At 48.0% G+C, this 527-nt stretch carries 1 protein-coding gene; it reads left to right on the top strand.

All coding sequences use genetic code 11. The features are described from left to right. A partial coding sequence (locus tag ACYUCY_RS18340; protein WP_460227989.1) for a cadherin-like domain-containing protein occupies positions 1-527 on the top strand: 527 nt, incomplete at both ends.

Genomic DNA, 527 nt, shown 5'->3' with positions numbered 1-527 from the left:
CGTCACCATTACCGTCAATGCCGTAAATGATACACCGACCGTCGTTGATGATGCCTACGCAACCAATGAAGACACGACGTTAACAATTAATTTACCGAACGATGTTCTTGCCAACGATTCAGATATTGATGGCGATACCTTAACGGTTAACACAACGCCTGTAACCGATGTGGCGAACGGCACCTTAACACTCAACGCCGATGGCACATTCACTTACGTACCGAACGCCAACTTTAACGGCACGGATTCATTTGTCTATGAAGCGAGTGATGGTAACGGTGGCACTGCGCAAGCGACCGTCACGATTACCGTCAATGCGGTGAACGACACGCCGACCGTTGTTGATGATGCCTACGCAACGAATGAAGATACGACATTAACAATTAATTTACCGAACGATGTTCTTGCCAACGATTCAGATATTGATGGCGACAGTCTCACTGTTAATACAACGCCGGTAACGGATGTGGCGAACGGCACATTAACACTCAACGCCGATGGCACATTCACTTACGTACCGAACGCCA

Source organism: Aurantivibrio infirmus (assembly GCF_054767315.1).
The sequence above is the reverse complement of the archived record's forward strand: the minus strand, read 5'-3'. Positions and strand labels throughout refer to the sequence as shown.